The sequence below is a fragment of the Actinomadura rupiterrae genome (genome assembly GCF_024172125.1).
Taxonomy (GTDB): Bacteria; Actinomycetota; Actinomycetes; order Streptosporangiales; family Streptosporangiaceae; genus Spirillospora; species Spirillospora rupiterrae.
This window is the reverse complement of record NZ_JAMZEA010000004.1, coordinates 388,296-412,585: the sequence shown is the minus strand read 5'-3', so window position 1 is coordinate 412,585 and position 24,290 is coordinate 388,296. Positions and strand designations below refer to the sequence as shown.

Below are 24,290 nucleotides of genomic sequence, written 5' to 3'. Positions count from 1 at the left end.
TAGTCGAGCCGACACGCCGGGTCAGAATTCGGGATTTCCGCCACTTGTTGCAAGAAAACCATCACGATCAGTAAGGGACATGCGTCACGGTGGAGTCGTTGGTAGCTGACACCACTGGGGGGCGATGTGAAGCTGACCTTCTCCACCGGGGCCGGAACCGACGACGCGACGGGCCGCCATGCCCGCGTCCGGCGGCGCGACCGCACCGAGCCCTGGCCCGCCGAGCCGCTCTGGCCCGCGCCCGACGTGTCCCGCGACCGGGAGATCCTGCTGGACCTGGCGTCCCGCGAGGCCGGGGCCGAGGCCCGGCTCTACGACGCGTACGCCGCGCGCCTGCACGACTACGCCGCTTCCGTCCTGCGCGAGGGGCCCGCCGCGGACGTCGTCCATGACGTCCTGGTGGACGCCGCGCGCCGCGCCGCCCGCGTCCGCGACCGGGAACGGCTCGGCGCCTGGCTGTACGGGGCGACCCGCGCCCGGCTCCGCCGCCGCACCTTCCCGCGCCCGCACTGGGATTGGACGCCGGCCGCCGGGGAGTCGCGGCCCGCCGTCCCGTTCGAGGTCCGCGCAGCCCTGGACCACCTGATGGACGCGACCGGCCCGACCGAACGCGAGCTCCTGCTGCTCACCGGCCGACACGGACTCACCGCGGACGACCTCGAAGCCGTCCTCGGCCGTCCGGCCCGCCAACTCCGGCGCCGCTGCGCCCAGGCCTGGCGTCACGCCGCCGAGATCGTGGCGGCCCACACGGCCGCGCACATCCCGGCCGGCGCGCTGAGCACCGTCCCGATCAAGGTCCAAGGCGCGACCGCGCCCAACGGCCTGCCCTACACGACGACCCGACCCGCTCACCCTCCCTCGTCCTATCCCGTCGACCCGCAACCGCCGCACGCCACCCCGCCCTTCGGCACCCGACTTCCGTCCCTGCCGCCCACCGGTCTCGCTGGGCCGCAACCCCACAGCGCCCCGCCCGTCCCTGGCACTCCGCCTTTCGGCACGCGCGCTTCAGGCGAGGCGCCTGTCGTCCCGGACGCGCTGGGCAACGCACCCTTTGGAGCGCCGGGCGGCCCGCCAACCTCGCCGCAGGCGCTCGGGACGCCGAGACCTTGGCCCTTCGCGACTTCGGACGCGTCGCAGGAGCAGGCGGCCGAGACGCAGCCGTTCGGGACGGCGAGCACTTCGCCGTTCGCGACTCCGGAGGCGGCGCACGAGCAGGCGGCCGAGACGTCGGCGTTCGGGTCGCCGAGACCTTGGCCCTTCGCGGCTTCGGAGGCGGCGCATGAGCAGGCGGCCGGGACGCAGCCGTTCGGGTCGCCGAGACCTTGGCCCTTCGCGGCTTCGGAGGCGGCGCATGAGCAGGCGGCCGGGACGCAGCCGTTCGGGACGCCGAGCACTTCGCCGTTCGCGACTCCGGAGGCGGCGCGGAATCAGGCGGGCGGGACGGCCAGGTCGGACGAACCGTTCTGGGGGCGTTGGGAAGGCGCGCCTGGCGATCCGGCGCTGCGAGTGGAGGCCTTGCTGGTCGCGCCGGGAGCGGCGATTCCGCCGCAGCGGTTGCGGATGCGGGTGCTGCACACGCTCGCCGACCCTGCCCTCGCGCCCTACCGCGCCGAGATCAGCGCGCGCGGCGGACGGCTCACGCCCGAGGGCCTGCCTCGCCAAGCCGACGCGACCTCTCCGGTCGTACGCCGGACGCGCCGGGCGACGTTGCGCACGACGCTGACCGGGGCGGCCGCCGCGACCGGCGTGCGGACGTCCGCCGCCGCGACCGCCACGGTCGGGACGGCGCTCGTGCCGCTCTTCCTCGTTCCCGTGTCGACCCCGAGCGCTGGACCGGGCCTCTCGACCGGCGGACATGCCGGACACAGTGTCGCGATCCGGCTCGGCAACGACCTCACGCGGCCCGCGCTTCCGGCGAAGGACGCGCAAGACCCGGTCGCGGACGTTCCGCTGCCGACCGACGAGCTGCCGATAGCGCCCTTTGATCCGCCAAGCGGGCAGGTCACGCCGCCGATCGTTGAGCCGCCGAAGTATCCCGAGTTCCCGGCGATCTCCGGCGGGGTGCCGGGCGGCCCGGCGCTCCCCGTCCATCCGCCCGCCGTGCCGCTGCCGACCGAGCCGCATCACCTCCTCCAGGACGTCCCGCAGGTCGTGCGAGACGTCCCCACCCTCGTCCGGAACCTTCCGCAGGACGTCCCGCAGATGCTCCAAGACGTCCCGCGCGTCGTTCAGGACGTCCCCGAGACGGTTCGGGACGTCCCCAAGGCGGTCCAAGACGTCCCGCGTGTGGTCCAGGACGTCCCGAAAGTGGTGCAGGACGTCCCCCAAGCGCTGCCGGAGGTCGTCTCCGGGCTGACCGGAACGGCCGCGCCCTCCGCGAAGGGCGGCCAGGACGCTCCGAACCCCACGCCCGACGCTGGCAGCAGCGGCGGCGACGAGCAGCACTGACCCACGCCCGCCCGCCCGCGCCGACCTGCGGTCGCGCTTGCGTGGCTGCGGTCGGCGCGGGGCGGGTTGCTTGTGTGTGGGCGATGAGTTTGCCAGGGGGAGGTGGTCCATCTCGGGAGCGAACTGGAAGGTGGAGTTAAGGGGATCGTCTACACCGAAGCGTCCGTCTCGCTGGACGGATACATCGCGGGGCCTGATGAGACGGGCTTCGACCGGCTGTTCCGGTGGTACGAGAACGGGGACGTCGTCTGGGAGACGACGCGTCCCGGGCTCACGTTCCGGATGACCGAGGAGAGCATCCGGGCGATGCGCGAGACGCTGGAGAACACCGGCGTCTTCGTCGTCGGCCGCAGGCTCTTCGACCTCACCAACGGCTGGGACGGCAGGCATCCGTTCGACATCCCGGTGGTGGTGCTGACGCACGAGGTGCCGAAGGACTGGGAGCACCTCGGGACCGCGCCGTTCACGTTCGTCACCGAGGGCGGCATCGAGGCGGCGGTCGCGAAGGCCAAGGAGATCGCGCAGGGCAAGGACATCGGCGTGAACGGCGGGACGATCGCCACCCAGTGCCTCGACGCGGGCCTGCTGGACGAGGTGGGCATGGCGCTCGTCCCGGTGATGCTGGGCGGCGGCGTGCCGTACTTCGGCCCGCTCCAGAACGGTCCGCTCGACCTGGAAGGCCCGGTCAGGACCGTCCAGGGCAAGGAGGTCACGCACCTGCGCTACCGCGTCCGTCGCTCCTGACCACACGGGCATCATGCGGCGCCGGGCCAGTCCCAGCCGAGCTGGGCGAACAGGCCGAGCCGGTCGGAGACGCAGCGGATCTCGCTGATCAGGCCGTCCCGCAGCGTGAAGATGAAGATCAGCTCGGTCTCGAAGGCGCGGCCGGTGGGCTCCGGCATGCGGGGATGGGTGCCCGTGTGGACGCCGGTGTGCGTGCAGCGCGCGACGGCGGTCGTGCCGGACACCACGAGCTGGTCGACGCGGCAGTGGTAGTCGCCGAAGGCGGCCAGCTGCATGGCGATGCCCTCGAACGCGGCGCCCGGCTCGTCCGGCTCGCCGTGAATGATCTTGTTGTGGTCGACCACGTCGGCGGCCATGACGCGGCGCAGGTCGGCGAGGCGGCGCTCGTTCACGGCGGCGAAGAACTCGGTGACGACTTCGGCAACGGCGGACATGTTCGGCCTCTCTCTTACGACGTAAGACTCTCGGACGCGTCTATGATGCTCTTACGCCGTAAGAGAGTCAAGGAGCACCGTGGGAAAACCCGTCGGCCTGACCCGTGAACGCGTCCTCGACGCCGCGCTGGCCCTGGTGGACCGGGACGGCCTGGCCAAGCTGTCCATGCGCCGGCTGGGCGCCGAGCTGGGCGTGGAGGCGATGACGCTGTACCACTACGTCCCGAACAAGGACGCCCTGCTGGACGGCGTCATCGAGCAGGTGATCGCCGGAGCCGAGCCGCAGCCCGCGCCCGGGCTCGACTGGATCGCCGAGTTCGCGCGGTCGCTGCGCCGCGAACTCCTCGCGCACCCGCGTGTCGTCCCGCTGCTGGCGTCCCGGCCGATCAGCACGCCGGGCGGGCTCGACATGCTCGAACGGGCGCTGGAGGCGCTGGCCGGGGTCGGCCTCTCGCCCCTCGAAGCGGCCTGCCTGCTGAACGCCGTCGCCACGTTCACGGTCGGGCACGTCCTCGCGGAGATCCCGGACGAGGACGCGGCCGAACTCCCCGACCTCGCGCGGTATCCGCACGTGGCGCGGGCTGTCGCGGACGGTCTGGGCACGCCGTCCGACCACCGGGCCCGCTTCGACCGCGCGCTCCAGGCGCTCGTCGCCGGGCTGTCCCCGGGGCGCTGAATGGCGGCGCGGTGAGGGCGCTGGGGCGGAAGGTGAGTGAATTCCCGCCCCCGGGGAGGGCCTGGCGGCGCATGCTTGGGGTGTCCCGGTTCGGGTGCTGGCGGGAGGGCGCATGAGGGTGGTCACTCTGTGGCGCACTCGGGACGGCACCTACGCGGTGAGGGACGACCAGATGCGCCTGCTCGCCGAGTTCTGGGCCGAGAAGGAGGGCTGGTGGCGGGGCGAGATGGCCGACGGGACGGTCCGCCGGCTGTGGGTCCCGGTCAAGGACGACGACGAGGAGGCCGCCGCCCGCGAGGTCACCAAACGCCTGCTGAGCAAGTGACCGGACGCCGAGGGACGGGACGGCGTAGACCCACCCGGTGGCGCCCGCCGCCCGGTGGCGCCCGCCGCCCGGTGGCGCCCGGCTATCCGGTGGCGCCCGCCACCCGGCGTCCGCGTAGCAGCCGCCAGAACACCCAGGCCTGGACGGGGCTGGCGAACGTCATGTAGCCGACGAAGTCCACGTCGAACACGAAGAGCGGCAGGATCGCCGGCCCGAGCAGCGGGAAGAGCCAGACTCCGGCCATGCTCCCGTCCGTCGTGGACGCCTCGTACAGCACCCAGACGGCCACGGTGAACACGAGCGCCGCATAAGTCGCAGCCACTCGGAAAACCGCCGGGCCGTGGCTGAATTCGCGAACGTGTTCGCCGACCGTCTTCCGCCAAGGACGCGTCCGCCACCGCGCCAGCCCCCACACAGCCAGAGCCTGGAACAGTCCGAGAACCAGCAGCGCGCTTTCCACCGAACGGTTCGTCCCGTCGTGGTCGACGTGCAGGCCGAGCGGCTTGAGCAGGTAGAAGGACGGTCCGGCGAGTTCGGCCAGCGCCACCTGCCTCCCGTCCCCTCCGCCGGTGCCGGGGAGGAAGTAGAAGAAGACGAGAAGGGCGGAGTAGAGCAGGGCAAAGGCCGTGACGACGCGGCCGATGGTGATGCGTGGCATGAGGGTCTTCCTGATCGGGACCGGAGGAATTCGCGGTCACGACCAGCATTCCGAGCGACCGGACGCGCCCGGAATCCGTCGCGCTACTCAGATCGGGTGAGTAGTCAGCGTCCCGGCGTGGAGAAGATCTCGTTCAGCCAGCGGAAGACCGGGCCGAACGTCGCGTCCCAGACGGCGCGCAGCGCGCGGCCGACCGGCCGGACCAGGTTCGTCCAGACCCAGCGGACGGGCAGCGCGACCAGGTACTTCAGCGGGACGACCAGCGTGTAGTACAGCACGCGTCCGGCGGCCCACCACGCCCAGCTCAGCACCGGGAACAGGGCGTTCTCCCAGAACCAGGCGATGCCGCGTCCGATCGGGGCCAGCACGTACCGCCAGAGCGCCATCAGAGGCAGGACGATCAGGATGTTCAGCACCCAGCCGATCCCGATCGCGATCGGCCGCAGGACGTACCGGCCGATCCAGGCGAGTCCGGCCCACAGGCCGCGCCCGATCCACGCGAGGAACGCGCCGAGCAGCCGCAGCGGCGGCATCAGCAGCGTCTCCCACACCCAGATCACGGGCTTGACCAGCAGGTAGTAGAGCGCGATGCCGATCGGCCGCAGGACGAACCGGCCGAACTGGACCAGCACCCAGCCGATGCCGCGGCCGATCAGCTTGAGCAGCTCCCAGGCCAGCCGGAAGGGCAGCACGATCACCATGACCGGCCACAGCAGGCAGCTCGGCCCCGAGTAGTTGTTCGGCCTGGTCACGGTGTGTCCCCCATGTCGTGCGGTGTCCCGACTAGGACGGATTCGGGCGCGAGGTGGTTCAAAACCGTACCGGCGCTTGAACCCTCCGGGCGCGCCTCCTCGTACTGCCCCTCGTCCGGGACGACGGACGACAGCGGACGGCGACGGACGACGAGCCGGCGGACGACGAGGGGCCGGCGGACGAGGAACCGACTCACATGAGGGGACAGGCCATGCGGGACCAGCGGTGGACGATCTCGGCGGCGGCGGTGCTGGCCGCGTCGGGGCTGGCGCTCGGCGCGTGCGGGACGCATCACGCGGGGCAGAAGGACGCGGCGGCCGGATCGCCGGCGACGCCGGCGGCGGCGAACCCGGGCACGGTGCAGCCGGCGACCCTGGAGGTCGCGGCCATCGACAAGATCGGCAAGGTCGTGACGGACGGGCAGGGCCGGACGCTGTACCGGTTCGACAAGGACACCGCCAAGCCGTCCGGGTCGAGCTGCCTGGACGCCTGCGCGAAGACCTGGCCGCCGGTCTGGGCGGGCGCGGAGGACACCAAGGTCCGGGGCATCGACCGGGCGCTGCTCGGGAAGGTCAAGCGGCCGGACGGCAAGTGGCAGGTCACGCTCGCCGGATGGCCGCTGTACCGGTTCGCGAAGGACGCAGGTCCGGGCGAGGCGAAGGGCCAGGGTGTCGGCGGGACGTGGTTCGCGAGCGCTCCGGACGGCAAGAAGGCAGGTTCGGCGCCGTCCGGAAAGCAGCCGCGCTGGACGGGCTGGACCGTCCTGAAGGCCAAGGGCGACCCGAAACTCGGCAAGATCATCACCGACGGCCAGGGCCGGACGCTCTACCGCTTCGACAAGGACACCCCGAAGCCACCGACGTCCAACTGCTCCGGCGCCTGCCGCCAGACCTGGCCGGTAGTGGTGTTCAACGGCTGGAAGCACCTCAAGCTGGACGGCATCGACCGCAAGGCCGTCGGCTTCATCGAGCGCAAGGACGACGGCGTGTGCCAGGTGACCGTCAACGGCTGGCCGCTCTACACCTACTCCAAGGACGTCGTCCCCGGCGACACCAAGGGCCAGGGCGTCGGCGGCACCTGGTTCGCGAGCACCCCGGACGGCAAGAAGGCCATGGCCCCGGCCGGCAGCGGCGGCAGCGGCGACGGCTCGGGCGGTGGCGGGTACGGCGGTGGCGGGTACGGCTACTGACGCCCGTCCAGGTGGCCGGACGACGGCAGCAGATGGTGAACCGGCGCGCCCGGAACCCCGGTCGCGACCCCGCCCGGAACGCCGTGCTCGTACGCGGACTCGGCGTGCAGCGCCAGGTCGACGCCCTCGGCCTCCTGCTCCGGCGTGACGCGCATCCCGACCACCTTGTCCAGCAGCTTCCCCAGGACGAAGGTCACCGTGAACGCGTACAGCCCGACGGCCGGCACCGCGACCGCCTGCTTGCCGAGCAGCGCGAGCCCGCCCCCGGCGAGCAGCCCGGACGCGCCGCCCGTCATGATCTTCGCCGCGAGCAGCCCGATGAGCAGCGTGCCGATGACGCCGCCGACGAGGTGGACGCCCACGACGTCCAGCGAGTCGTCGTAGCCGAACCGGAACTTCCAGCCGACCGCGTACGAGCAGACGACGCCCGCGACGAGCCCCACGACCAGCGCGCCGAGCACGTTCACCGACCCGCAGGACGGCGTGATCGCGACGAGCCCGGCGACCGCTCCGGACGCCGCGCCGAACGTGGTCGGGTGGCCGTCGCGGCGCTGCTCGACCAGCAGCCAGCCGAGCAGCCCGGTGCATCCGGCGGCGAGCGTGTTGAGGAAGACCGCGGCGGCGACGCCGTTGGCGTCCAGCGCGGATCCGGCGTTGAACCCGAACCAGCCGAACCAGAGGAGCCCGACGCCGAGCAGCACCATGGGCAGGTTGTGCGGGCGCATCGCGTCCCGCCGGAACCCGATCCGCGGCCCGAGGACGAGCGCCATCGCCAGCCCGGACGCGCCGGACGCGATCTCCACGACGAGCCCGCCCGCGTAGTCGAGCGCGCCGAGCTTGGCGATCCAGCCGTCCGGGCTCCAGACCCAGTGCGCGATCGGGGTGTAGACGAGCAGCGCCCAGAGCGGGACGAACAGCATCCACGCGGAGAACTTCACCCGGTCCGCGACGGCGCCGCTGATCAGCGCGGCGGTGAGGATCGCGAAGGTGAGCTGGAAGGTGACGAACAGCAGCTCGGGGACGTGCCCGTGCGCGGTGCGCGGCGTGATCCCCTCCAGCCCGGCGTGCCCGAGGGTGCCGATCAGCCCGAGGCCGCCCGCGTCCGACCCGAAGGCCAGGCTGTAGCCCACCGCCAGCCACACCAATGTCACCAGCGCGATCGCGACCAGGCTCATCATGATCATGTTCAGCGTGGACTTGGCGCGGACCATCCCGCCGTAGAACAGCGCGAGGCCCGGCGTCATCAGGAGCACGAGCGCGGTGCTCGCGAGCAGCCAGGCGGTGGCTCCGGCGTCGATCGTGTTCGGCATGCGGCCCTCCTCGGTCCGGTCGAGGATCACCGCCATCCGTTTCGCGACGTATGCCGGATTGTTTCGAGTGTGTTTCGTGTTACTGGCGGGTTGCCTTTTCCTCACCAGGTCCGAAACGTTCCGGATGCGGTCCGAAACCGGTCCTCGACAGGCCCCGGCCCCGGTGCTGTGATGAAGCCATCCCGCCGCGACCGCGGGCGGGCGAGGGCGGACCGAGCCCCCGCCGCGCGTCCCCAGCGGACGTCCCGCGAAGCTGCTCCCGCCGTGGCGGGACGGCTTCGGGAGGCCGGATGGTCGAGCGAGCGAGAACGAGCCCCGGACGGGGCGCGCTGCGGAGCGCGGTGGCGCTGGCGCTGCTGGCGGGCGGGCTCGCCGCCTGCGGGGGAGGCAGCGGGACACCGGCGCTGAACTGGTACATCAACCCCGACAACGGCGCGCAGGACCGGTTGGCGAAGGCGTGCTCCGCCGCGTCCGGCGGGAGGTATCGGATCAAGACGTCGCTGCTGCCGACCGACGCGAGCCAGCAGCGCGAGCAGCTCGTCCGGAGGCTGGCCGCGAAGGACTCCGGGCTCGACCTGATGAGCCTCGACCCGGTGTTCGTCGCGGAGGCCGCCAACGCCGGGTTCCTGCGCCCGTTCACCGGCAGCGAGGCGCCGCAGTTCACGCAGGGCGTGTTCCCGGCGGCCGTGCAGAGCTCCACCTGGAAGGGGAGGCTGTACGCGGCGCCGTTCTGGGCGAACACGCAGGTGCTCTGGTACCGGAAGTCCGTCGTGGCGAAGGCGGGCGTCGATCCGAACGCCCCCGGCTTCACCTGGGACAAGCTCATCGACGTGGCCGAGCGGACCGGCACAACGGTCGGCGAGCAGGGCAACAAGTACGAGGGCTACATGGTGTGGATCAACGCCCTCGTCGAGTCGGCCGGCGGGCACGTCCTCACCGGCGGCGAGAACGGCGCGAAGGCGCAGATCACGATCAGCAGCCCGGCCGGGCAGCAGGCCGCGCGGATCGTCCAGCGGCTCGCGCACTCCAAGGCGGCCAGCCCGTCCCTCGCGACCGACATCGAGGAGCAGGCGCGGTCGATGCTGAACGGCCCGCACGGCGGGTTCCTCCTGAACTGGGGCTACGTCTGGCAGGCCGAGAACGGCGACGCCAAGTCCGGCACGATCCCCAAATCGGTCATCGGCGACCTCGGCTGGGCGCCGTACCCGCAGGTCACCGAGGGGGTGAAGGCCAGGCCGCCGTTCGGCGGGATCGAGCTGGCCGTCGGCGCGTACGGCAAGCACACGGCCGAGGCCGTGGACGCCGTCCGGTGCATCACGACCGCGGGCAACATGAAGAAGTACATGCTCGACTCGGGCAACCCGGCCGCGCGCGCCGCCGTCTACGACGAGCCGGACGTGATCAAGCAGTACCCGATGGCGCGCCTGCTGCGCGACTCGATCAATGTCGCCGCGCCGCGTCCGATCACCCCGTACTACGGCGACGTGTCCGCCGCGATCCAGTCCCGCTGGCACCCGCCGACCTCGGTGGACCCGGCGACCACGCCGCGCCGGTCGGCGTCGTTCATCGGCCTGGTGCTGCGCGACAAGGCCCTGCTGTGAGCGGGGCGGAGCCGAGGAGGCGGCGGCCTGCCGAACCGTCCGTCCCGTCCGGATTCGAGGGGCTTCTCAGGAGGCATCAGATGAGCGTGGCCGCGCGCGCCGCCGCCCAGCCGTCCCCGTCCCCGTCTTCGCGAGCTGAACTCTCCGACCGCAGCCGGTCCGAGCGCCGCCTGGGCCTGCTGCTGTCCGCGCCGGCCGTCGCGGTGATGCTGCTGGTCACCGCGTACCCGCTGGTGAACGCGCTGTACCTGTCGCTGTTCCGGTACCGGCTGACCGCGCCGGACGACCGGAGGTTCGTCTGGTTCGCCAACTACGCGACCGCGCTGAGCGACCCGCTGTTCTGGCAGGACGTGCTGACCACGCTGATCATCACGGCCGTGACGGTCGCCGTCGAGCTGGTGATCGGGTTCGGCTTCGCGATGGTGATGCACCGCGCGCTGTTCGCCCGCCGGACGGTCCGGACGGCGATCCTGCTGCCGTACGGGATCGTCACCGTGATCTCGGCGTTCGCCTGGAAGTACGCCTTCGACCTCCAGTCCGGGTTCGTGAACTCGTGGTTCGGCGCGGGCGACTACGCGTGGTTCTCGCATCGCTGGGCGTCGATGCTCGTGATCGTCCTGTCGGAGATCTGGAAGACGACGCCGTTCGTGTCGCTGCTGCTGCTCGCCGGGCTGGCGCAGGTGCCGCGCGACCTCGGCGAGGCCGCGACCGTGGACGGCGCGACCGCCTGGCAGCGGCTGTGGCGGGTGACCGTGCCGAACATGAAGGCCGCGATCCTGGTCGCGGTGCTGTTCCGCACCCTCGACGCGTGGCGGATCTTCGACAACGTCTTCGTCATGACGTCCGGCCAGCAGAAGACCGAGACGCTGTCGTTCCTCACCTACCGGCAGACGATCACCCGGACCGCGATCGGGCTCGGGGACGCCGTCGGGGTGCTGCTGTTCCTGTCCGTGGTGCTGATAGCGGCCGTGTTCATCCGGGGGTTCCGGGTGGACCTCTCCCAGGTGCGAGGTGACCGGTAGCGATGGACCGAACCAACCGGACAGTCGCGGATTGGGGTGACCGGTAGTCATGGAGACCGCTCGCTCGAAATGGCTGTGGGCCGCCGGCTCGCTGCTCATCCTGGTCTGGACGGTCTTCCCGATCCTGTGGATCGTGATGCTGTCGTTCAAGCAGCCCGGCGAGATCGGCAACCGGCACGGCTTCCTCCCGCACACCTGGACCTGGGAGAACTACCGGACGGTCTTCAGGACCGGCCTGTTCACCTCCGCGCTGGTGAACTCGATCGGCATCTCGCTGATCGCGACCGTCGTCGGCGTGACGTTCGCGACGCTCGTCGCCTACGCCATCGCGCGCCTGGAGTTCCCCGGCAAGCGCCTGATCCTGTCGTTCGCGCTCGCGATCGCGATGTTCCCGGTCGTGTCGCTGGTCGGTCCGCTGTTCAACCTGTGGCGCGACATCGGCCTGTACGACACCTGGCCGGGGCTGATCATCCCGTACATCTCCTTCGCGCTGCCGCTGGCGATCTGGACGCTGTCGGCGTTCTTCCGCGAGATCCCGTGGGAGATGGAGCAGGCGGCGCAGGTGGACGGCGCGACGACCTGGCAGGCGTTCCGGAAGGTGATCGTCCCGCTGGCGGCGCCCGGGGTGTTCACCGCCGCGATCCTGACCTTCTTCTTCTGCTGGAACGACTTCGTGTTCGGCATCTCGCTGACCTCGACGGACAACGCCCGGCCCGTCCCGGCCGCGCTGGCGTTCTTCACCGGGGCCAGCTACTTCCAGCAGCCCACGACCGCGATCTGCGCCGCCGCCGTGGTGGTGACGGTGCCGGTCGTGGTGATCGTCCTGTTGTTCCAGCGCCGCATCGTCGCGGGGCTGACCGCCGGCGCCGTGAAGGGATAGCCGCGATGGCCGCCATCACCATGTCCGACATCGTCAAGCGGTACGGCGACGGGTTCCCGGCCGTGAACCGGGTCTCCCTGGACGTCCAGGACGGCGAGTTCATGATCCTGGTCGGGCCGTCCGGGTGCGGCAAGTCCACGTTGCTCCGGATGATCGTCGGGCTGGAGGACATCACGTCCGGCGAGATGCGGATCGGCGACCGGATCGTCAACACCGTCGCGCCGCGGCAGCGGAACCTGTCGATGGTGTTCCAGAACTACGCGCTCTACCCGCACCTGACCGTGTTCGAGAACATCGCGTTCCCGCTGCGGCTGGCCAAGGTGCCGGGGGACGAGGTGGACCGGCGCGTCCGGGACACCGCGGCGCTGCTGGAGCTGACCGAGCACCTGGACCGCAAGCCCGCGCACCTGTCCGGCGGGCAGCGGCAGCGCGTCGCGATGGGCCGGGCGATCGTCCGGCAGGCCGACGCGTTCCTGTTCGACGAGCCGCTGTCCAACCTGGACGCCAAGCTGCGCGGGCAGATGCGCACCGAGATCTCCCGCCTGCAGCGGCGGCTCGGCGTGACGACCGTGTACGTCACGCACGACCAGACCGAGGCGATGACGCTGGGGGACCGGGTCGCGGTGCTCCGCAAGGGCGAGCTGCAGCAGGTCGGCAGCCCGCGCGAGCTGTACGAGCAGCCGGAGAACCTGTTCGTCGCGGGATTCATCGGCTCGCCGTCGATGAACTTCCTGCCCGCGACGCCGTCCGGCACCGAGCTGCGCACCCCGCTCGGCACCCTGCGCCTGGACGACCAGCGCAAGGTGGACGCGATCGGCGACCGGAGGATCGTGCTCGTCGGCATCCGTCCGGCGGACTTCGAGGACGCGTCGCTGGTCAGCCACGGGAAGCGGGCGCGCGGCGCGGTGGTCCGCGCCCGCGTGGACGTCACCGAATGGCTCGGCAACGAGCTGTACGCGTACGTCCCCTACGAGGCGCCGGAGGACGTCGCGATGCGGCTCCGGGACCTTTCCCGCGAGCTGGACAGCGACCAGCTCCGCACCCAGGCCGTCGTCGCGCTCGACCCGTCCAGCCGGATCCACGCGGGCGACGACGTCGAGCTGTGGGTGAACACCGCGCGCCTGCACCTGTTCGACCCGTCCAGCGGCCTCAACCTGACCCGCGACGAGGACGCCGTCGCAGCCCTCGCGGCCCAGTCCGACGCGTCCCGCGAGGCGCAGCGCGCGGCGCAGCGCACCGAGACCCAGGAGGTCCCCCCGATCGACCCGGACTGATGCCGCCCTCGGCGGCCGTGGAGGCGGCGGTTGCAGGTCAGCCTTGGAGGCGGCGGTCGCGGGTCAGCCTTGGAGGCGGCGGTTGCGGGTCAGCCTTGGAGGCGGCGGCGGAGGACGGGGAGGTGGCTCGCCTCGATCTCCTTGGTCGCGGTCAGCAGCGTGACCGGGCCCTTCTCGGCGAGCTCGCGCAGGTGGTCGACGATCTCCGCGCGCTCCGGGTCGTCCAGTTCGGCCCGGTAGCGGCGGGTGAACTCGTCCTTCCTGGCCGGGTCGTGGCCGTACCATTTGCGCAGTTCGTCCGAGGGAGCGACCTGCTTGTCCCACTCGGTCAGGTCCGCGCGCTCCTTCGACAGGCCGCGCGGCCAGAGCCGGTCGACCAGGACGCGCGCGCCGTCCGCCTCCTCGGGCGCGTCGTACGCACGCCGCATCCGGAATTCCCCCATGTCCGCCTCCTACCCGGGAACCGAAGGTTAGCCCCCTCCGCCCCCGGGGATCTTGCGGAAGATGATCGTTTCATCGGGGGAGGCGCGGACATGGCGACGGTCGCCGAGCAGCTCATCGAGGTCCTTGGACAGGCGGGCGTCAGGCGGATCTACGGCGTGGTGGGGGACAGCCTCAACCCGGTCGTGGAGGCCGTCCGCCGGACCGCCGGAATCGACTGGGTCCACGTCCGCAACGAGGAGGCCGGCGCGTTCGCGGCCGCCGCCGAGGCACAGCTCACCGGGCGGCTCGCGGTCTGCGCGGGCAGCTGCGGGCCGGGCAACACGCACCTGATCAACGGCCTCTACGACGCGCAGCGCACGGGCGCGCCGGTGCTCGCGATCGCGTCCCAGATCCCGAGCGCGCAGATCGGCACCGGTTTCTTCCAGGAGACCCATCCCGAGCACGTCTTCTCCGAGTGCAGCGTCTACAGCGAGCTGGTCAGCGGGCCCGGGCAGATGCCCCGGATCGTCCGGACGGCGATGCAGCACGCGATCGGCCTCGGCGGCGTCGCGGTGCTCACGCTGCCCGGCGACGTCGCCGACAAGGACGTCCAGGCGCCGGTCGGGCACTCCGACCTGCTGGTGGACAAGGGCGTGCTGCATCCGCGCGCGGACCAGGTCGAGCAGCTCGCGAACCTGGTCAACGGCGCGTCCAAGGTGATGCTGTTCTGCGGGGACGGCGTCCGGGACGCGCACGACGAGGTGATCGACCTCGCCGGGCTCGCGCTGTCGCCGATCGGGCACACGCTGCGCGGCAAGGAGTGGATCCAGTACGGCAACCGGTTCGACGTCGGGATGAGCGGCCTGCTCGGCTACGGCGCCTGCTACGAGGCGATGCATGAGGCCGACCTGGTCGTCCTGCTCGGCACCGACTTCCCGTACGACCAGTTCCTGCCGGGCAGGCGGACCGTCCAGGTCGACAGCGACGCGTCCCGGTTCGGCCGCCGGACGCCGCTGGAGCTGGCCGTCCACGGGGACGTGGGGGAGACGATGCGGCAGCTCATCCCGAAGGTCCGGCAGAAGAAGGACGTGTCGTACCTGGACGGCATGCTCCGCAAGCACACCCGCTCGCTGGAACGGGTCGTCGACGCCTACACCCGCGACATCGAGCACCACACGCCGATCCATCCCGAGTACGCCGCGTCCGTGCTGGACGACGTGGCCGCCGACGACGCGGTGTTCACCGTGGACACCGGCATGTGCAACGTCTGGGCCGCCCGCTACATCACCCCGAACGGGCGCCGCCGCATCATCGGCTCGTTCCGGCACGGCTCGATGGCGAACGCGATGCCGCACGCGATCGGCGCCCAGTTCGCCTACCCGGACAGGCAGGTCATCTCGGTTTCGGGGGACGGCGGGCTGAGCATGCTGCTCGGCGACCTGATCACGATCCGGCAGCACCGGCTGCCGGTGAAGATCGTCCTGTTCGACAACGGCTCGCTCGGCATGGTCGAGCTGGAGATGCTCGTGGACGGCCTGCCCGCCTACGGCACCGACAACGGCGAGGTCGACTACGCGGCCATCGCGCGCGGCGTCGGCATCGACTCCGAGCGCGTCGAGGACCCGGGCCGCGTGCGCGCCGCGCTCACCGAGGCGTTCGCGGCGGACGGCCCGTTCCTGGTCCACCTGCTCACCGACCCGAACGCGCTGTCCATCCCGCCGAAGATCACCGGCGCGCAGGTCAAGGGCTTCGCCCTCGCCGCCGGCCGGACCGTCCTCAACGGCGGTGTCGGCAAGATGCTCGGCATCGCCCGCAGCAACCTCCGCAACATCCCCCGCCCCTGACCCGGGAGCCCAGCCGGGACCTCAGCCGGACGGGACCGGACCTCAGCCGGACGGGCCGGGGGCTCAGCCGGGCGGGCCGGGGCCTCAGCCGGGCGGGCCGGGGAGGTCGACGTCGAACCACAGGTGGGTACCGGTCGGGGACTGCTCCAGGCCCCACTCGGCGGCGAGGACGTCGATGACGCCGAGGCCGCGGCCGTGGTCGATGCGGTCGGTGCCCTGCTCGTCGTCGGGGTGCCGGGCGGGGCCGCCGTCGCGGACCGCGACCCGCAGCCGCTTGCCGTCCGCCGCGATCCGGACCCGGATCGGTCCGGTGCCGTGCAGCACCGCGTTCGCTATCGCCTCGGCCCCCATCAGCTCGACGTCGTCGAGCAGCGACGGGTCGTCGATGAGCTTCGCCGCGCGCTCGCGGACGGTGCGCCGCGCGGCCTGCCCCTCCGTCCGTCCGCCGGTCAGGACGAGCTCGTCGCCGAGGAGCTGCATCACGCCGGTCACGACCCGCGGCCGATGTCGACGGGGCCGGACGGGCGGGGAGCCGATGCCGTTGTGCCGAGTGTCACTGGATCACCACACTGTGAGAGCGGAGACGCATCGCAATCATTCACCTCCGGTGCGTGACCGGGCAAGACGCCACGAGACTTGGTCTTGACCTGTTCCGGTCGGGTGTCTCGCCTGCCCCCGGGAGTGGCCGCGGCCGCCTGGTGGGCGGGCCGGGCCGGTGCCGGGTCCTCGGTGCGAGTCCCGGCGGGGACCGCTCCAAGATAGGCCGGAAGCCCGGCGCCGCGCAGGACAACGGGCCGGAACCCGCCGGTACGGCACCCGCGCGCACCCCCGCGACGTGCGCCGACACCGCGGCGGCGGGGTACTCAACGGGTGCTCAAGAACGCGGAAATCTCCGTCCCCGCCGACGATTCGCGGGACGTCACGGGCGTGTCACGATCGCAGTTCCGTGAATCCCACCCCGGAGTCGCGTCATGCAACCCGTGCTCCCGGCCTGCGCCGCGCAGGCGGTCTACGTCGTCGCATTCGTCCTGTTCCGTTCGGCCTCCGCGGGAATGGCGCCGCTGTCCGGCCGCCGGCCCGTCCTGGTGATGGCCGAGGTCTCGCGAAGCCCCCGCTGGCTGCTCGGACTGCTCCTTCTCGGTGCCGGTTTCGCCCTTGGCGACACCGCTCTGCTCCGCCTCCCGGTCGCCGCGTCCCTGCCCGCGTTCGGTGTCGCCCTGGCGCTGCTGCTGGGCATCGCCGCCGGACGCCTCGGGGAGCGGCCGACCGTCCGCGAGTGGCTCGCGCTCGCGCTGACCGTCGCCGGGATGGCCGCCGTCTCGTTCTCGATGGCGCAGGGGCTGACGTCGGCCCCGGCCCGCCAGGGCGACCCGGCCGCCTGGCAGCTCGGCCTGGTCGCCGCGCCGTCCGTGCTGCTGCCGGGCTGGCTGTTCTGCACCCGCGACCGGACCTCGCAGGGACGCCACGCGCGCCGCCAGACCGGCGTCGCCTACGGCATGGGCGCCGGGATCTTCCTGGGGGCGGCCGAAGCGGCGGGCCTGGGCTTCGCCCTGCGGCTTGCCCACCACACCGGGCCGGGCATCGTCGAGGCCGTCCTGTTCGTCGTGGCGGGTGGCCTCGGCCTGGGGCTCGCGACCGTGGGGCTGCAGCACTGCCGGATGATCGTCCTGGTGACGGTCACGACGGTCACCGCGAAGATCCACCTGCTGATCGCCGCGACCTGGCTGTACGCCGAGCCGTGGCCTACCGCTCCCGTCCCGCTGGCGACCCGGCTCGCCGGGGCTCTGCTGCCCGCGCTGGCCGTCGTCCTCTTCCCGCGGCACGAGCCGCTGCCGCCGCGCATCGCCCGCCACCGCCAGGTCCGCGATGCGCAGTCCGCCTCCTCCCGTTCCTGGACGTCGCAGCAGCGCGGCGAGGCCCCCGTCCAGAGCTGACCCGCCCTCCGCGCCGCGCTTCCCGCGCGCGCCGCGCTTCCCGCGCGCGTGCGCGCCTTGCCTTCTGCGCGCCTGCGCGCGTCCCTTCCTCCGCGGTGCGCGGGTGGTCAGCGGGCGGTACGTGGACGGTCAGCACCCGCCCCGACTCTGAGGTCACGCAAACGCGAACCGAGCGGATGGAGCGGGACCATGGAGAACACCAGCGTGCTGATCTCGGGTGCGAGCATCGGCGGACCGGCCCTGGCCTACTGGCTGACCCGGTACGGGTTCGACGTCACGATCGTGGAGATCTCGGACGGCCCGCGCCCCGGCGGCCAGGCGATCGACGTCCGCGGACCGGCGCTGGAGGTCGCCGAGCGGATGGGCGTCCTGGACGACATCAGGGCGGCGCGGGTCCGGATGCGCGGCATGTCGATGGTGGACGCCGAGGGCAACGAGCTGTTCCGCAGCGAGGAGCGCACGATCACCGGCGGCGACCTGGACAGCCCGGACGTCGAGATCCTGCGGGACGACCTGTCCCGGATCCTCGCCGAGGCGGCCGGTGACCGCGTCGAGTACCTGTACGGCGACTCGATCGCGGGCCTGGAGCAGGACGCGGACCGCGTGCGCGTCTACTTCGCGTCCGGTCTCCAGCGCGACTTCGACCTGGTCGTCGGCGCGGACGGCCTGCACTCCAACACCCGCCGGCTGGCCTTCGGCCCGGAGGACGCCTTCATCACCCACCTCGGCACCTACCTCGGAGTCTGGACCGCGCCGAACTTCCTCGGCCTGGACGAGTGGCAGGTCTTCCACCAGGTCCCGGGCAGCTCGTGGGGAGGCGGCGCGATGAGCGTCCGGGACAACCGGGAGGTCCGCGTCTACCTGGGCTTCGAGGCGCCCGAGCCGCTCGACTACGACTACCGCGACACCTCCGAGCAGCAGCGGCTGCTGGCCGAGCGGCTCGCGGGCGGCGGCTGGGAGCTGCCGCGCCTGCTGGAGACGATGAAGGACGCGCCGGACTTCCACTTCGACGCGATGGCGCAGGTGCACATGGACTCCTGGTCGTCCGGACGGGTCGTCCTACTGGGCGACGCCGGGTACTGCGGCTCGCCGCTCTCGGGGCAGGGCACGTCGATGGCGATGGTCGGCGCGTACGTCCTGGCGGGCGAGCTGAAGGAGGCGGACGGCAACCACCGGAAGGCCTTCGATGCCTACGAGCGCGAGCTGCGCGACTACGTCTCCGCCAACCAGGAGCTCGCCCTCACGAACAAGGCGCGCGTGGAAGCCCAGCAGGCCGCCGCCATGACGTCCGAGACCGACGCCGACGCCGACGCCGCCGGACACCCGGACCAGGCCGCGGTCGGGCACCCCGATGAGGTCATCGACTTCCAGGACTTCGGCGAGATCGTCAACTCGCTGACCCTCAAGGCTTACTGAACCACCTCCTGCCTGGTCGCCCGTCCTCGTTCCGGGGGCGGGCAAGGCGTGTTGGTGGTGCGGATGGCGGTTTCGGTCGGATACTCCCTGGGAGATGAGATCCACACGGGAGGACCGGCCCGGCGACTGGGGATGGTGGACGATCGCCGGGGGCGTGGCGGCGCTGCTGTTCGCCGCGCTCGCCGTGACCGTCGTGCTGCGGGACGGGCGGACGCTGCCGGGGGATCTGTGGCTGCATGACTGGTGTGTGGCGCATCGTCCGGCGGCGATGCGGACGGCCGCGACGGTCGTCACCGACACCGGAACCGGCCTTGTCCCCTACCTGCTGGCGGTCGGGTCGGGGGTCGTCGCGGGACGTGTTCTGGCCAGGTCCGGATGGGTTTGGCGGGTTTGGCGGGGTGTGGAGGGGCTGCTGCTGCTCCTGGTCGTCCAGATCGTCCGGTATTGGGTGATGGAGTGGATCGCAAGGCCGCGGCCGCCGCGCGCGGACTGGGTGAGCCATCCGTCCGGTTTGTCGTTTCCGTCCGGACATGCCACGACGTCGGCGACGGCCGCCCTGCTGGTCGCCGGCGCGGCGGTCCTGACCTTGCGCGGGACGGCGGCGCGTGCCGCGGTCGTGGCGATCGCCGCCCTCTGGGCCGTCCTGGTCGGTCTCAGCCGGATCTATCTCGGCGTCCATTGGCCGACGGACGTCCTCGGCGGCTGGCTCCTCGTCCTCACGGTGGGCGGGCTGGTCTGGACGCTGCCCTGGCGCCGCGTCCCTCCGCCTCCTTCACGAACGGTGCAAGACGCCCAAGAGTGACTTCCGTATAACGCACCCATAACCGTCGTGTGCTTACCATCGGCCTCATGACGAGAACCGAGGTTCCCGCCAACGTCGACATCGAGGAGTGGCGACGTTCGGGTGTCCGGACCGCAGCCCTCTGGATGTGGCCCTGGTGCCTGCTGATGGCGACCGCCGCGGCCTGCGCCGTCGCGGCCGTCGCCGCCGACGCGCCCTACGCCGACGACGGCGCCCTCGACATCCTCGGCGGATGGGGACGCGACGCCCTCGGCGGTCTCGACGGCGTGCCCTGGGCCGTCGTCCCGCTGCTGGTGTTCCTGACCGTCACGCACTACGCCTGCACGGCGAAGGCGCTGCGCTCGGCGTCCGGACGCCCGCTGCCCAAGGGCGAGACGTTCGCCGTGCAGATCGCCGCCGCCGCGGCGAGCCGGCTCGTCCCCGCCGGGATCGGCAGCCTCGCCGTCCTCAGCCGGTACCTGAACCGGCGCGGACACACCGGTGCCGAGGCCGTCGCAGCCGTCGGCCTGACCCGCCTCGCGGGCGCCCTCTCCAGCCTCGGACTCTTCTTCGCCCTAGGCGCGGGGCATCTGCCGAACCCGTCCGCGCTCGGTTCGCACCTGCGGCACGTGCGGGTGTCCGACTCGTCCGCTGCGGGGCTTGCGGTGGTGGTGCTGGGCGCGACGACCGCGACGTTCGTGGCGCGCCGCCGCTCCGCCCCGGACGGACGGTTCGCCGGCCTGCGGCGACGCGTTCGGCGGGCGGTCGGGGACGCCGTCCACCAGGCCACCGAGCTCCGGCACCGTCCGCGCGCCTGCGTGACGCTGCTGCTCGCGACCCTGGGCACGCCGCTCGCGCTCGGCACCGCCTTCGCGGTCAGCGTGATCGCCGCGCCCGGCGGCCCCGGATTCCGGCACGCCGGAACGCTGCTGCTCGTCTACATGGTCGGCAACGCCGCCGGTACAGCCGTCCCGCTCCCGGCCGGGACGGGCGCGAACGAGGCCGCCCTGATCGGCGCACTCGTCGCGACCGGAATCGCGGGAACCGCCGCCGTCCAGGGCGTCCTGCTGTTCCGCGCCGTCACCTTCTGGGCGCCCGTCCCGTTCGGCGTCGTGGCCGCCCGCCGCCTCCGCCGCTCCCACGCCCTCTGAAATCCCGTACCGCACCCCGTCCGGCCCGAAGCAGCCGGACGTGCCCGTGGGGCCAAAGCCGGGGACGTGCCTGCGGGCCGAAACCCGGGGCGTGCCCCGCCACCGAAACCTGCGAGCGTGCCTTCGGGCCGAAGCCGGTGGACGCGAGCCCGATCGAGGTCAGCGGACGTGGGCGCGCGGGCGGGGGCGGGGCGTGTGAGCGGGGGCGTAGAGGCGGGGTCAGCGGGCGTGGGAGCGGAGGCAGGGTCGGGTCAGCGGGCGTGGGAGCGGGGGCGGAAGACGCCGACCAGGACGCGCAGGGCTAGGATCGAGCAGATCACGAGCATCCCGTAGCCGAGGAACTGGTAGAGCGTGACCGCGTCGGTCATGTTCGGGCCGTTCTTGAGGCCGAGGAGCAGGACGGCCATGATCCCGGCCGTGGACGCCAGCAGCGTCAGCAGGAACTGGTGGAGCAGGCCGGTGACCGTGGCGCGGTCCCGATCGTCCCCGAACAGCCGGACGTTCACCGTGAGGCGGCCGCCCTCGATCGCCGAGGTGATCCGGTCCAGCCGACGGGGGAGGCGGCGCAGGGTCGGCAGCAGCGCGATCAGCTCGCCCGCCGCCGCGTCCTTCAGCGCGCCGGGATGCAGCCGCTCGGCGAGGTGCGTCCCGCCGAACGCGCGCGCCTCGCCGACCATGTCGAAGCCTGGCGCGAGTTCGGTCAGGCCGCCCTCCAGCGTCCCGAGCGCCCGGAACACCGCCGCGAACTCCGCCGGGACGGCCAGCGCGAATCGCGTCATCACGCGGAACAGCTCGGTGAACATCGCCGCGTCCGGTGCCTGGCCGACGGCGAGGTGGCGCGCCATGAACGCGCCGATCGCGCGTTCGAGGGCCTGCTCGTCCAACTCGTCCGGACGCGGCGTGACCTCCAGGAGCGCGTCGGTCAGCGCGACCGGATCGGCGCGGTTCACCGCGAGCAGGATGCGGCCGAGCGAGTTGCGCAGCTCACCGTCCAGCCGTCCCACCGAGCCGAAGTCGATCAGGCCGAGGCGGCCGTCGTCGAGCAGCAGCAGGTTCCCCGGATGCGGGTCGGCGTGGAAGACGCCGTCCAGCATGATCTGGCGCAGCATCTCGTCCAGCAGGTCGCGGGCGAGCGCCACGCGGTCCAGCCCCCTGCTCGCGATCGTCGGGCCCGCCTGGCTCAGCGGCGTCCCGGCGAACCGCTCCATCACCAGGACGCGCGCGGTGCACAGGTCCTCGTGCGGACGCGGGATCCGCACCTGCGGATCGCGCGCGGACGAGGCGGCCGCGACCGCCGCCATGTTTCGCGTCTCGACATGGAAATCCAGCTCCTCGCGTAGCGCGATGGCGAATCCGTCCGCCAGGTCGACGATGCCTATGGCGCGTCCCCAGCCGGCGCGCGAGTCGACCGTCCGCGCCAGCCGCCGGACGATGTCGAGGTCGCGCTCCACGACCGTCCGCACGCCGGGCCGCTGCACCTTCACCACGACCTCCTCACCCGTCCGCAGCCGCGCTTTGTGCACCTGCGCGACGGAAGCGGCGGCCAGCGGCTCGCGGTCGAACTCGGCGAACACCTCCTCGACCGGCGCGCCCAGCTCGTCCCGCAGGACCCGCTCGATCCGCTCCCACGGAACCGGCGCGGCCCTGTCCCGCAGCCGTCCCAGCTCGCTGACGAACTCCTCCGGCAGGACGTCCCGCCGCGTCGACAGCACCTGCCCGAGCTTCACGAACGTCACCCCGCCCCGGTCGAGCGCCGCCGCCAGCGAATGCGCCAGCCGCGACCGCGACTCGCCCCCGTCCGGCCGCTGCCGCCCGCGCAGGTATGGCCCGAGCCCGGCCCGGACGAAGATCCAGCTGATCTGCCAGTAACGCCGCGTCCGCGCCGCTCGCGCGCGCACCGACCGCACCCAGAACACCGGCGAAGGAACCGTCCCCGTCGGGACGAACGCCTCCCACACCACCAGCACGATCATCGCCGCGAGCATCGCGCACGCCCACCCGAGCACCCCGAACCACACCGTCGCCGAGACGTCCGGATGCGCCGGATCCAGCCCGCTCATCAGCCCCTTGAGCACCGGGCTCGACACGGCCTCCCCGATGCCCGCCGCAAGGACCGTCCTGAGCAGCGAGAACCGCGTATTGAGCAGCCGCCGCGCGCCGAACGCCAGCAGCCCGGTGATCAGCGCGGAACCCGCAAGGTAGCTGAACCAAAGAACCATGATCGAAACGTAGGCCCGCCACCCCACCCCACCCATCCCCCATCCGACCGACCCCCTTCCCCCACACGAACGAACTTCCCCCGCACCGACAAACCCCCCACGACAAACCACAAGCGCGGTGCAGGCAACCCCTCCAGCTCGGCGAAGCCCCCTGGACAGAGCGCCCACGAGGCACGAGCGAGCTTCCGCCGCTTCGACAAAGCCCACACGACGGAAGCGCCCGCGAGGATACGGACGAACTTCTCGCCGGACCGGCCAAGCGCCCGCCGCGTGCGAGCAATCCCTCCAGGTCGGCGAACCCTCTGGGCAGAGCGCCCGCGAGGTTACGAGCGAGCTTCCGCCCCTTCGGTGAAGCCCATGCGGCGGAAGCGCCCGCGAGGATACGGACGAACCTCCCGGCCGGCCGGCGAAGAAGCCTTCGGCGAAGCGCAGGCGCGGTTACGAGCAAACCTCTCTCCCGGTTGGCGAACCGCGTGCATCGAACGCCCCCCGCTGCGGGCGTCATGCGGCCCGCCCCGGACGGCGCGACCGGGTCTGTCCGGCGGGTCGCGCAGACCCTCGGCGCCGCGGCCGAGGGCCTGGCGTCGCTCCAGTCGGCCCAGGCCCAGGCCGCCCGCCGCCGCACCGACCTCGCTGCGGACGACCGCCCGCGAGGTTGCGAGCGGACTTCCCGCCGGACTGGCGAAGCGCGTGCGTCGAAGCGCCCGCGAGGTTGCGGGCGACCTTCTCGCCGGGCCGACGAAGCCCACGGGCGGTTAATGAAGTTCTTACGAGGTTCATACGGCTGGCGCTGATCCGGTCCACCGCGGGTCTCCGCGACCTACGTTCGCCCCATGCGAGTGCTGCTCACGGGATCAGCGGGCTTCATCGGCTCCCACATAGCCGACGCCCTCGAAGCGTCCGGCCACGAAGTCCGTCCCCTGGACATAACCACCTCCGTGCCTGCCCCTGCACACCCGCCCGCGACCGCCAACGTCACGCTCCGCACCGAGGAGCCGCGTTACTCGGCGCCGCCGCGCCACCCGAACGGGACGAACTGGCTGGACGCGACGGACCGCACGAACAGGTCGGGCTCTTCCGGCGTGCCGAGCCACGCGGACGCGCCGCGTCCCGGCAGCGCCGACAGGACGCGACGCACGAACGCAACGAGCAGCCCGGACGAGACGCGCGGCATCGACGGAACCCTCAGCCCGGACGGGACGCGCAGC

Annotated in this window: 22 protein-coding genes and 1 pseudogene; 15 read left to right on the top strand and 8 right to left on the bottom strand. The window is 72.2% G+C overall.

The window, feature by feature from the left end; genetic code table 11:
- The first annotated feature begins 126 nt into the window (after window positions 1-126).
- Window positions 127-2,448: an RNA polymerase sigma factor gene (locus tag FHU30_RS14890; RefSeq protein ID WP_253876186.1), complete on the top strand. Its 2,322-nt coding sequence runs from the start codon at window positions 127-129 to the stop codon at window positions 2,446-2,448.
- A gap of 102 nt (window positions 2,449-2,550) precedes the next feature.
- Window positions 2,551-3,192, top strand: a complete 642-nt coding sequence (locus FHU30_RS14885) for a dihydrofolate reductase family protein (RefSeq protein WP_253876184.1) — start codon at window positions 2,551-2,553, stop codon at window positions 3,190-3,192.
- 11 nt (window positions 3,193-3,203) lie between these two features.
- On the opposite strand, the gene FHU30_RS14880 is transcribed toward FHU30_RS14885, so the two are convergent.
- Window positions 3,204-3,626 (bottom strand): ester cyclase, encoded by a 423-nt coding sequence (locus FHU30_RS14880; protein WP_253876181.1) that lies wholly within the window; start codon window positions 3,624-3,626, stop codon window positions 3,204-3,206.
- A 79-nt stretch (window positions 3,627-3,705) separates the two neighbouring features.
- On the opposite strand from FHU30_RS14880, the gene FHU30_RS14875 reads away from it, so the two are divergent.
- Window positions 3,706-4,302 (top strand): TetR/AcrR family transcriptional regulator C-terminal domain-containing protein, encoded by a 597-nt coding sequence (locus FHU30_RS14875; protein WP_253876179.1) that lies wholly within the window; start codon window positions 3,706-3,708, stop codon window positions 4,300-4,302.
- Between the two features lie 112 nt (window positions 4,303-4,414).
- Window positions 4,415-4,627, top strand: coding sequence for a hypothetical protein (locus FHU30_RS14870; RefSeq protein ID WP_253876177.1), 213 nt, complete (start codon window positions 4,415-4,417; stop codon window positions 4,625-4,627).
- A gap of 82 nt (window positions 4,628-4,709) precedes the next feature.
- On the opposite strand, the gene FHU30_RS14865 is transcribed toward FHU30_RS14870, so the two are convergent.
- Together FHU30_RS14865 and FHU30_RS14860 are read right to left on the bottom strand one after the other, a co-directional pair.
- Window positions 4,710-5,285, bottom strand: a complete 576-nt coding sequence (locus FHU30_RS14865; protein ID WP_253876175.1) for an SCO4225 family membrane protein — start codon at window positions 5,283-5,285, stop codon at window positions 4,710-4,712.
- A gap of 104 nt (window positions 5,286-5,389) precedes the next feature.
- Window positions 5,390-6,037, bottom strand: a complete 648-nt coding sequence (locus FHU30_RS14860) for a hypothetical protein (RefSeq protein WP_253876172.1) — start codon at window positions 6,035-6,037, stop codon at window positions 5,390-5,392.
- Between the two features lie 212 nt (window positions 6,038-6,249).
- Here FHU30_RS14860 and FHU30_RS14855 point away from each other — a divergent pair, with 212 nt between their 5' ends.
- The gene (locus tag FHU30_RS14855) at window positions 6,250-7,227 is read left to right on the top strand and encodes a hypothetical protein (protein WP_253876170.1); all 978 of its coding nucleotides are present in this window, start codon (window positions 6,250-6,252) and stop codon (window positions 7,225-7,227) included.
- On the opposite strand, the gene FHU30_RS14850 is transcribed toward FHU30_RS14855, so the two are convergent.
- A complete protein-coding gene (locus FHU30_RS14850) occupies window positions 7,221-8,537 on the bottom strand; it encodes an ammonium transporter (RefSeq protein WP_253876167.1) in 1,317 nt (438 codons plus the stop codon). The two genes, FHU30_RS14855 and FHU30_RS14850, sit on opposite strands and share 7 nt — an antisense overlap.
- Before the next feature lie 290 nt (window positions 8,538-8,827).
- Here FHU30_RS14850 and FHU30_RS14845 point away from each other — a divergent pair, with 290 nt between their 5' ends.
- The 4 genes from FHU30_RS14845 to FHU30_RS14830 all read left to right on the top strand — a co-directional run bounded on the left by FHU30_RS14845 (window position 8,828) and on the right by FHU30_RS14830 (window position 13,314).
- Complete coding sequence (locus FHU30_RS14845) at window positions 8,828-10,138, top strand: extracellular solute-binding protein (protein ID WP_253876164.1); 1,311 nt, start codon at window positions 8,828-8,830, stop codon at window positions 10,136-10,138.
- Between the two features lie 80 nt (window positions 10,139-10,218).
- Complete coding sequence (locus FHU30_RS14840; protein WP_253876161.1) at window positions 10,219-11,160, top strand: carbohydrate ABC transporter permease; 942 nt, start codon at window positions 10,219-10,221, stop codon at window positions 11,158-11,160.
- Window positions 11,161-11,209: 49 nt separating this feature from the next.
- Window positions 11,210-12,040, top strand: a complete 831-nt coding sequence (locus tag FHU30_RS14835; RefSeq protein WP_253876159.1) for a carbohydrate ABC transporter permease — start codon at window positions 11,210-11,212, stop codon at window positions 12,038-12,040.
- Between the two features lie 5 nt (window positions 12,041-12,045).
- The gene (locus FHU30_RS14830) at window positions 12,046-13,314 is read left to right on the top strand and encodes an ABC transporter ATP-binding protein (RefSeq protein WP_253876156.1); all 1,269 of its coding nucleotides are present in this window, start codon (window positions 12,046-12,048) and stop codon (window positions 13,312-13,314) included.
- A gap of 89 nt (window positions 13,315-13,403) precedes the next feature.
- On the opposite strand, the gene FHU30_RS14825 is transcribed toward FHU30_RS14830, so the two are convergent.
- Window positions 13,404-13,757 carry a DUF488 domain-containing protein gene (locus FHU30_RS14825; protein ID WP_253876154.1) on the bottom strand — a complete coding sequence of 118 codons (354 nt, stop codon included), beginning with the start codon at window positions 13,755-13,757 and terminating at the stop codon, window positions 13,404-13,406.
- 90 nt (window positions 13,758-13,847) lie between these two features.
- Between FHU30_RS14825 and FHU30_RS14820 the strand changes: the two genes are divergently transcribed.
- Entirely contained in the window at window positions 13,848-15,581 is a 1,734-nt protein-coding gene (locus FHU30_RS14820; RefSeq protein ID WP_253876151.1) for a pyruvate dehydrogenase, read from the top strand.
- Between the two features lie 84 nt (window positions 15,582-15,665).
- Here FHU30_RS14820 and FHU30_RS14815 read toward each other — a convergent pair whose 3' ends face one another.
- Window positions 15,666-16,073 (bottom strand): ATP-binding protein, encoded by a 408-nt coding sequence (locus FHU30_RS14815; RefSeq protein WP_253876148.1) that lies wholly within the window; start codon window positions 16,071-16,073, stop codon window positions 15,666-15,668.
- 479 nt (window positions 16,074-16,552) lie between these two features.
- Here FHU30_RS14815 and FHU30_RS14810 point away from each other — a divergent pair, with 479 nt between their 5' ends.
- The 4 genes from FHU30_RS14810 (at window position 16,553) to FHU30_RS14795 (ending at window position 20,863) form a co-directional block, all read left to right on the top strand.
- Entirely contained in the window at window positions 16,553-17,515 is a 963-nt protein-coding gene (locus tag FHU30_RS14810; protein ID WP_253876145.1) for a hypothetical protein, read from the top strand.
- Window positions 17,516-17,704: 189 nt separating this feature from the next.
- Window positions 17,705-18,931 (top strand): FAD-dependent monooxygenase, encoded by a 1,227-nt coding sequence (locus tag FHU30_RS14805; protein WP_253876143.1) that lies wholly within the window; start codon window positions 17,705-17,707, stop codon window positions 18,929-18,931.
- Window positions 18,932-19,025: 94 nt separating this feature from the next.
- Window positions 19,026-19,733, top strand: a complete 708-nt coding sequence (locus tag FHU30_RS14800) for a phosphatase PAP2 family protein (protein WP_253876141.1) — start codon at window positions 19,026-19,028, stop codon at window positions 19,731-19,733.
- A 47-nt stretch (window positions 19,734-19,780) separates the two neighbouring features.
- On the top strand, window positions 19,781-20,863 hold the full coding sequence (locus tag FHU30_RS14795; RefSeq protein ID WP_253876138.1) for a lysylphosphatidylglycerol synthase transmembrane domain-containing protein: 1,083 nt from the start codon (window positions 19,781-19,783) through the stop codon (window positions 20,861-20,863).
- 251 nt (window positions 20,864-21,114) lie between these two features.
- On the opposite strand, the gene FHU30_RS14790 is transcribed toward FHU30_RS14795, so the two are convergent.
- Window positions 21,115-23,082 carry an ABC1 kinase family protein gene (locus FHU30_RS14790; protein ID WP_253876135.1) on the bottom strand — a complete coding sequence of 656 codons (1,968 nt, stop codon included), beginning with the start codon at window positions 23,080-23,082 and terminating at the stop codon, window positions 21,115-21,117.
- Window positions 23,083-23,915: 833 nt separating this feature from the next.
- On the opposite strand from FHU30_RS14790, the pseudogene FHU30_RS46075 reads away from it, so the two are divergent.
- A pseudogene (locus FHU30_RS46075) lies at window positions 23,916-24,032 on the top strand (NAD-dependent epimerase/dehydratase family protein); the annotation flags it as partial.
- 50 nt (window positions 24,033-24,082) lie between these two features.
- Here FHU30_RS46075 and FHU30_RS14780 read toward each other — a convergent pair.
- Window positions 24,083-24,256 (bottom strand): hypothetical protein, encoded by a 174-nt coding sequence (locus tag FHU30_RS14780; protein ID WP_253876869.1) that lies wholly within the window; start codon window positions 24,254-24,256, stop codon window positions 24,083-24,085.
- Window positions 24,257-24,290 lie beyond the last annotated feature (34 nt).

Bases quoted from the DNA above. Each gene is read 5' to 3' on its own strand.
- FHU30_RS14855 (WP_253876170.1), top strand. From the start codon at position 6,250: ATGCGGGACCAGCGGTGGACGATCTCGGCGGCGGCGGTGCTGGCCGCG.
- FHU30_RS14835 (WP_253876159.1), top strand. From the start codon at position 11,210: ATGGAGACCGCTCGCTCGAAATGGCTGTGGGCCGCCGGCTCGCTGCTC.
- FHU30_RS14870 (WP_253876177.1), top strand. From the start codon at position 4,415: ATGAGGGTGGTCACTCTGTGGCGCACTCGGGACGGCACCTACGCGGTG.
- FHU30_RS14810 (WP_253876145.1), top strand. From the start codon at position 16,553: ATGCAACCCGTGCTCCCGGCCTGCGCCGCGCAGGCGGTCTACGTCGTC.
- FHU30_RS14790 (WP_253876135.1), bottom strand. From the start codon at position 23,082: ATGGTTCTTTGGTTCAGCTACCTTGCGGGTTCCGCGCTGATCACCGGG.
- FHU30_RS14880 (WP_253876181.1), bottom strand. From the start codon at position 3,626: ATGTCCGCCGTTGCCGAAGTCGTCACCGAGTTCTTCGCCGCCGTGAAC.
- FHU30_RS14805 (WP_253876143.1), top strand. From the start codon at position 17,705: ATGGAGAACACCAGCGTGCTGATCTCGGGTGCGAGCATCGGCGGACCG.
- FHU30_RS14795 (WP_253876138.1), top strand. From the start codon at position 19,781: ATGACGAGAACCGAGGTTCCCGCCAACGTCGACATCGAGGAGTGGCGA.
- FHU30_RS14780 (WP_253876869.1), bottom strand. From the start codon at position 24,256: ATGCCGCGCGTCTCGTCCGGGCTGCTCGTTGCGTTCGTGCGTCGCGTC.
- FHU30_RS14840 (WP_253876161.1), top strand. From the start codon at position 10,219: ATGAGCGTGGCCGCGCGCGCCGCCGCCCAGCCGTCCCCGTCCCCGTCT.
- FHU30_RS14845 (WP_253876164.1), top strand. From the start codon at position 8,828: ATGGTCGAGCGAGCGAGAACGAGCCCCGGACGGGGCGCGCTGCGGAGC.
- FHU30_RS14850 (WP_253876167.1), bottom strand. From the start codon at position 8,537: ATGCCGAACACGATCGACGCCGGAGCCACCGCCTGGCTGCTCGCGAGC.
- FHU30_RS14830 (WP_253876156.1), top strand. From the start codon at position 12,046: ATGGCCGCCATCACCATGTCCGACATCGTCAAGCGGTACGGCGACGGG.
- FHU30_RS14820 (WP_253876151.1), top strand. From the start codon at position 13,848: ATGGCGACGGTCGCCGAGCAGCTCATCGAGGTCCTTGGACAGGCGGGC.
- FHU30_RS14800 (WP_253876141.1), top strand. From the start codon at position 19,026: ATGAGATCCACACGGGAGGACCGGCCCGGCGACTGGGGATGGTGGACG.
- FHU30_RS14865 (WP_253876175.1), bottom strand. From the start codon at position 5,285: ATGCCACGCATCACCATCGGCCGCGTCGTCACGGCCTTTGCCCTGCTC.
- FHU30_RS14825 (WP_253876154.1), bottom strand. From the start codon at position 13,757: ATGGGGGAATTCCGGATGCGGCGTGCGTACGACGCGCCCGAGGAGGCG.